7 protein-coding genes are annotated in these 5957 nt (G+C 67.6%); 2 read left to right on the forward strand and 5 right to left on the reverse strand.

Annotation, left to right across the window (positions count from 1 at the left end; translation table 11 throughout):
* The 5 genes from VIR09_RS08055 to VIR09_RS08075 all read right to left on the reverse strand — a co-directional run.
* Nucleotides 1-830 (reverse strand): nickel/cobalt transporter (locus VIR09_RS08055; RefSeq protein ID WP_332012406.1); only part of this gene is annotated, 830 nt, incomplete at its 3' end.
* 17 nt (nucleotides 831-847) lie between these two features.
* Nucleotides 848-1531, reverse strand: a complete 684-nt coding sequence (locus VIR09_RS08060) for a DUF1007 family protein (RefSeq protein ID WP_332012403.1) — start codon at nucleotides 1529-1531, stop codon at nucleotides 848-850.
* Nucleotides 1492-2463, reverse strand: a complete 972-nt coding sequence (locus VIR09_RS08065) for a metal ABC transporter substrate-binding protein (protein WP_414639404.1) — start codon at nucleotides 2461-2463, stop codon at nucleotides 1492-1494. Before VIR09_RS08065 ends, VIR09_RS08060 begins: the two co-directional genes overlap by 40 nt.
* 22 nt (nucleotides 2464-2485) lie before the next feature.
* A complete protein-coding gene (locus VIR09_RS08070; protein ID WP_332012404.1) occupies nucleotides 2486-3352 on the reverse strand; it encodes a metal ABC transporter permease in 867 nt (288 codons plus the stop codon).
* Nucleotides 3349-4068 carry a metal ABC transporter ATP-binding protein gene (locus VIR09_RS08075; RefSeq protein WP_332012408.1) on the reverse strand — a complete coding sequence of 240 codons (720 nt, stop codon included), beginning with the start codon at nucleotides 4066-4068 and terminating at the stop codon, nucleotides 3349-3351. The genes VIR09_RS08070 and VIR09_RS08075 overlap by 4 nt, the downstream gene beginning before the upstream one ends.
* Nucleotides 4069-4399: 331 nt before the next feature.
* On the opposite strand from VIR09_RS08075, the gene VIR09_RS08080 reads away from it, so the two are divergent.
* Both VIR09_RS08080 and VIR09_RS08085 read left to right on the forward strand, forming a co-directional pair.
* Nucleotides 4400-4906, forward strand: coding sequence for a Fur family transcriptional regulator (locus VIR09_RS08080; RefSeq protein WP_207472672.1), 507 nt, complete (start codon nucleotides 4400-4402; stop codon nucleotides 4904-4906).
* 389 nt (nucleotides 4907-5295) lie between these two features.
* The coding region (locus VIR09_RS08085; protein ID WP_332012405.1) for a GTP-binding protein at nucleotides 5296-5957 on the forward strand (662 nt) is incomplete at its 3' end.

The following is a 5957-nucleotide window of genomic DNA, read 5'->3' on the forward strand; positions in this document are numbered from 1 at the left end:
GCGACCGCCAGGCAGGCCAGCGCCGCCACCGTCAGCCCGGTACCCAGGCCCATCGCCAGGGCCGAGGCCACGCCGGCCAGGAAGAAGCCCTGCGCCAGGGCGAACACCAAGACGATCAGCGCGCCGCTGCAGGGACGCAAGCCCACGGCCAGGATCGCCGTTCCCGCGCGGCGCCAGTTCAACGGGCCCGACACCTGCTGCGGCGCGGGCACATGCGCGTGACCGCAGCCGCAATCGTCGTCGTGATGGTGCTCATGGTCGTGTCCATGCCCAAGGTCGTGCTCGTGCATGGAAACCGCGGATGCGCGCCGCGCGCGGGTCCGCAACAGTGGACGGATCGCCTTCACCCACACCAGCCACGCGCCCAGCAATGTCACCAGCGCATAGGAGCCCAGTTCCAGCCAGCGCGTCGCGTTATTCATCGTCGCGGCGGTGGCGTTGAAGATCAGCGCCAGCACCGCCACCAGCGCAATCGCCACCAGCGCCTGGATCAGTGCTGACGCCAGCGCCAGCAGCGCGCCATTGCGCGCGGTCTGGCGGTTGGCCAGCACATAGGAAGAGATCACCGCCTTGCCGTGCCCGGGCCCCAACGCATGGAACACGCCGTAGGCGAAGGACAGCCCGATCAGGGCCCAGGCCGCGCCGCCGTCCGCCTGCCAGGCGCGCACCGCGCCCGTCAGTTGCCGGTAGAAATGGCTTTGCCACACGGACACCTGGCCGAAGAAACCGGCCAGCCAGCCCGGCCCGCCCACGCCCGCGCCACTCTCTGGCACGCCAAAGGGGTGCGCGCCCTGCGCCGCGACCGCACCCGCTGCGCCCAGCAGCAACACAGCCAGCAACGCGAGCGCTACTCGCAACGCACTTCGATGCGGTGCGTCAGCCCCTTGGTGATGGCGAAAAGCTCGTCCGGCAAGGCGTCCGGGTCGGCCGGGATCGCGGCCAGTTGCTGCATGGTTTTCCAATCCAGTTCCTTGGGCTTGCGGTAGGCGGACGTGCAGGCGCGGGCGTCCTGCCCGCCCAGCGACACCGCGCCCTTTTCATCGAAGGCGTAGGCCACGAAATAGGTGGGATCGTAGATATCCACCTGCGCGCCGCCAGCGCCCGGCGCCACGGGCGTGGCCAGCGGCAAGGTGAAGGACAGCGTCAGCCTCGTCGTCTTCGGATTCCAGTCGACGCGCGCATCGCGCGGGGCCGCGAAGACCGCCGTCTTGCCATCCACGGTGACGCGCGTGAAGTAGTGCGAGATAGGCTCGCCCAGCGCCTGCATCCAGTCCCGCGCCATGCCCTGCAGGATCTCGGGCGACAGCGAGCCGTCCTTGCCCTTCTTCAGTCCCTGCGTGGCGTAGGCGCCGAACATCTCGTCAAACCGCCAGACCTGCCGCACCGCCGTGATGCGCTGTTGTCCATCGATATCGATCGCCGCGCGGGCATCTATCCACATATGCGGGTGCGCGCTGGCGGCGCCTGCCGCCAGCAGCATCGCTGCCGCGGTCAGGGCTGCATGGCCGCGGCAAGCTGACGTGCGTTCCATTCAAACATTTCCAAGTAGGTGGCGCCGGGCTGTCCGGGCTTGGACAGGGCATCGGAATAAAGCGTACCACCCACCTTGGCGCCGGTTTCGCGGGAGATCTGCTGGACCAGCCTGGGGCTGCTGATGTTCTCGACGAACACCGCCGGCACGCGCTCGCGCTTGACCTGTTCGATGATGCGCGCCACCTCGCCGGCCGCGGGTTCCGCATCCGTGGACATGCCCATCGCGGGAATGAACGCCACGCCGTAGGCGTCGCCGAAATAGCCGAAGGCATCATGCGAGGTCACGATCTTGCGGCGCTCAGCCGGAATCGCGGCGAAGGTCTTGCGGACCTGGGCATCCAGCGCCTGCAGGCGCGCGGCATAGGCCCGCGCGCGCTGACGATAGGCATCCGCCCGTGCCGGATCCGCGGCTGCCAATCCCTCCGCGACGTTGCGGGCATAGATGGCGCCGTTGGCCAGGTTCTGCCACGCATGCGGATCGGCATCGCCATGATGGTGGCCATGCCCATGGTCGTGGTCGTGATCATGGCCGTGCTCGTCCTTGCCCTCATCATGGCCGTCGCCCGCGAACTGACGCGGCTTCACGCCCTGCGAGGCAACCACGGTGGCGCCGGCAAAGCCCGATGCCTTTGCCAGGCGCGGTATCCAGGTCTCGAAATCCAGGCCGTTCACGAACAGCACGCGCGCGGCAGCCAGCTTCTTGGCATCGCCCGGCGTCGGTTCGTACTCGTGCGCGTCACCGTCCGGACCCACCAGCGTGGCGATGCTGACGTCGTTTCCGCCCACTTCCCGCACGATATCGCCCAGGATGGAAAAGCTGGCAACGACCTTCAGCGGCTCGGCAGCTTGCGCGGTTCCGAACAGCGTCGACAGGCACAGGCCTGCCATGGCCAGCAGCGCGCGGCGGCGCGCCAGGGAATGGAAACGCATGGCGTATCTCCTTTTGGATAAATCAGGCACGGCGCATGCGGCGCCGCGTCGGCAGCAGCCCGCCTTGCGGGCCGCCCACGATGGAAAACAGATAGCAGGCGCCCGCCGCCAGGATGATGGCGGGCGAGGCCGGCACGTTGAAGTGGTACGAAATGAGCAGGCCGGCCACCGAGGCCGCCACGCCCAGGCCCGCGGCCAGCAGAATCTGGCGGGCGGCCGAGCGGACCCAGAAGCGCGCAGCGGCGGCGGGCAGCATCATGATGCCGACCACCATGAGCGTTCCCAGCACCTGGAAGCCCGCCACCAGGTTCACCACCACCAGCACCAGGAAGCCCATGTGCACCCAGCCCCCCGCGCCGCCGCTGGCGCGCAGGAAACCCGGGTCCAGGCATTCGGCCACCAGCAGCCGGTAGATCGCGGCCAGCGCCAGCAAGGTCGCGCTGGCCGTGGCGGTGACCAGCAGCAGCGCCGCGTCGTCCAGTCCCAGCACCGTGCCGAACAGCACGTGCAGCAGATCCATGTTGGAGCCGCGTAGCGACACCAGCAGCACGCCCAGCCCCAGCGATATCAGATAGAACGCCGCGAAGCTGGCGTCTTCGCGCAGCGGCGTGAGACGCGCCACCAGCCCCGCCAGCAGGGCTACCGCCAGCCCCGTGGCGATCCCGCCCAGCATCATCGCCCCCAGCGACAGGCCGGCCAGCAGAAAACCCGCCGCCACCCCGGGCAGGATGGCGTGCGACATGGCATCGCCCATCAGGCTCATACGCCGCAGCACCAGGAACACGCCCAGCGGCGCCGCGCCCAACGAAAGGGCGCAGGCGCCGGCCAGCGCGCGCCGCATGAAGCCATAGTCCAGGAAGGGCGACAGCACCCATTGCGCCAGGCTCATGCGCGGCTCTCCGCGTGCCATTGCCGCGCCCGCTTCAAATGCGCGTCGTTCAACGCATCATCGGTGGCGCCCCAGGCCACCACCGAACCGGACAACAGCAGGCATTCGGGGAAATGGTCGCGCACGAGATCCAGGTCGTGCAGCACCGCGATCACGGTGCGGCCCTGGCCGTGCAGGCCGCAAAGCAAGGCCATCAGGTCGTCCGCCGTGTGGCTGTCCACCGCGGCGAAGGGTTCGTCCAGCAGCAGCACCGGCGCATCCTGCACCAGCATCCGCGCAAACAACGCGCGTTGCATCTGTCCGCCCGACAGCGCATCCACGCCGCGTCCGGCGGCGTCGGCCATGCCCACGGTTTCCAGCGCGTCCATGCAACGGTCCAGCTCGTCGTTCGCATACCGGCGCCATCCGCCCACGCGCCGCCAGGCGCCCATGGCCACCAGGTCCAGCACCGACACCGGAAACGAACGGTCCAGTTCGGCGGCCTGGGGCAGCCAGGCCAGTTCCGACCGGCCCGCGCCGCTGATCCGCACGCTGCCGGCCATCGGACGCAGCACGCCCATGATGCCTTTGATCAGCGTGGACTTGCCGGCGCCATTCGGCCCCACCACGGCGGTCATGCCGCCAGCGGCGAAACGCCCGGACACCGATTTGAGCGCCGCGTGCCCATGCCAGCCGAAGGAAGCGTCGGCCAGTTCGATTGTGACCGGCGCGTTCATCGCGGCCACCAGTCCAGCGCCCAGCCGGTCAGGGCCCACAGGGCGGCGGCGGCGGCCAGAGCGATAGTCATGCGGCGCCAGGCGGAAACGAGGAAGGCGGAACGCGGGGGGAGGTTTTGCCGGAGCGCCGTTTCGGGCGCCCGGGGCAAAAGCGTGAAATGTGACATGGAAAGAATGCGGAGACGGATGGGGGCTGCGGTCAAGTTTTATTATGTTATATCATAACTAAAAAGCTTGATTCCGCGGCGCTCGCCCACATCTGGATGTTTTCTGCTACCTTCCAGGCATCTCGCGCGCATCGCGCGCGTTTTCCATAGAGATAAAGCCAGCCATGTCCGCACCGCCCCGCACCCCTCGCAGCGATACCGTCGGCGCCCAGCTCAGCGTCGCCGAAGCGCTGTGCGAGCAGCGCGGACGCCGCCTCACCCCCATCCGCCGCAAGGTGCTGGAACTGTTGCTGCGTCACGGCCGCAGCCTGAAGGCCTATGAATTGCTGGAAGCCATGCGCGCCGTGCATCCGGGCGCCGCGCCTCCGACCGTGTACCGCGCCCTGGATTTCCTGATGGATGAAGGCCTGATCCACCGCCTGGACGCCGTCAACGCCTGGAGCGCCTGCCACGACGCGGGCGGCGCGCCCCATGACCTGCTGGTCGTCTGTACCGGCTGCGGCGCGGTCGCGGAAGTGTCCGACCCCGCCATGAGCCGCCAACTGGCCGAGCGCGTCGCCCAGACCGGCTATGCCCTGGCCACGCACGAAACCGAAATCCGTGCGCTGTGCCCCCAATGCCAGCAGAAGCAGCCCGCCGCGGATGCCGGTCACGGCCACCACCATCATTAAGCACTAGTGCCGGCAGGCCGGCCCGCCCTCGGCTCTCGGCCATCGGTCGCAAGCCCGCAGCAGGGCCCTTCATCCAGATGCGCGCGTGGCGCTCTTGAAATCTGGCAAACCGCCCCCAAATAGTGGTATCGCCCGATACTTGACGGCGTACGGACGCCATCTGGATGGCTACGGCCCCAGGGTTGACCCTGGGTTTGCCCCCTGCCCCTGACTGTGCTGTAATCCTGCGTCCGGCCGCTGCAGGCGGCCCATGCAGCCTGCGGCAAACACCCTCCGGCAAAGACTGGGAAACCCCCTTGAAGCGTCGCAAGACGGCGTTGCAAAACAGGGGCGCGATCCCCGCCGAGAGTTCCTGTTTAACGCCTTGACTTCACGCTAGCAGCTTCGCCATGAACACCCCGCGCAGTTTGGACAAAATGGTTCCCGTCACCATCCTCACCGGCTTTCTCGGTGCGGGCAAGACCACCCTGCTCAAACGCATCCTGACCGAATACCATGGCCGCCGCGTCGCGGTCATCGAAAACGAGTTCGGGCCGGAAAGCATCGACAACGACCTGCTGGTGCAGGACAGCAACGAAGAAATCATCGAACTGTCCAACGGCTGCGTCTGCTGCACGGTGCGCGGCGACCTGATGCGCACCCTGTCCGAGCTGCGCGCCAAGCGCGAAGCCGGCGAACTGAATTTCGAACGCGTCATCCTCGAAACGACCGGCATGGCCAACCCTGGCCCCGTCTGCCAGACGTTCTTCATGGATGACGACATTGCCGAGTACTACCGCCTGGACGCGGTGGTCACGGTGGTCGACGCCAAGCACGGCATGGCCACCCTCGACGCCCAGCCCGAAGCCCAGAAACAGGTCGGTTTCGCCGATCGCATCCTGATCTCGAAGCGGGACCTGGTCAACGAAGTCGACTACGAAGCGCTGCGCCACCGCCTGGTTCACATGAACCCGCGCGCGCCGATCACGCCGGTCAACTTCGGCGAAGTCGACCTGAAGTCCATCATCGACATCAGCGGCTTCAACCTGAATTCCATTCTGGACATCGACCC

This window comes from Achromobacter sp. (genome assembly GCF_036567245.1).
Classification (GTDB): domain Bacteria; phylum Pseudomonadota; class Gammaproteobacteria; order Burkholderiales; family Burkholderiaceae_B; genus Achromobacter.

What these genes read in the sequence shown, in the direction of transcription:
- VIR09_RS08060 (WP_332012403.1), bottom strand. Translation starts at nt 1,531, where the DNA reads ATGGAACGCACGTCAGCTTGCCGCGGCCATGCAGCCCTGACCGCGGCA.
- VIR09_RS08065 (WP_414639404.1), bottom strand. Translation starts at nt 2,463, where the DNA reads ATGCGTTTCCATTCCCTGGCGCGCCGCCGCGCGCTGCTGGCCATGGCA.
- VIR09_RS08070 (WP_332012404.1), bottom strand. Translation starts at nt 3,352, where the DNA reads ATGAGCCTGGCGCAATGGGTGCTGTCGCCCTTCCTGGACTATGGCTTC.
- VIR09_RS08075 (WP_332012408.1), bottom strand. Translation starts at nt 4,068, where the DNA reads ATGAACGCGCCGGTCACAATCGAACTGGCCGACGCTTCCTTCGGCTGG.
- VIR09_RS08080 (WP_207472672.1), top strand. Translation starts at nt 4,400, where the DNA reads ATGTCCGCACCGCCCCGCACCCCTCGCAGCGATACCGTCGGCGCCCAG.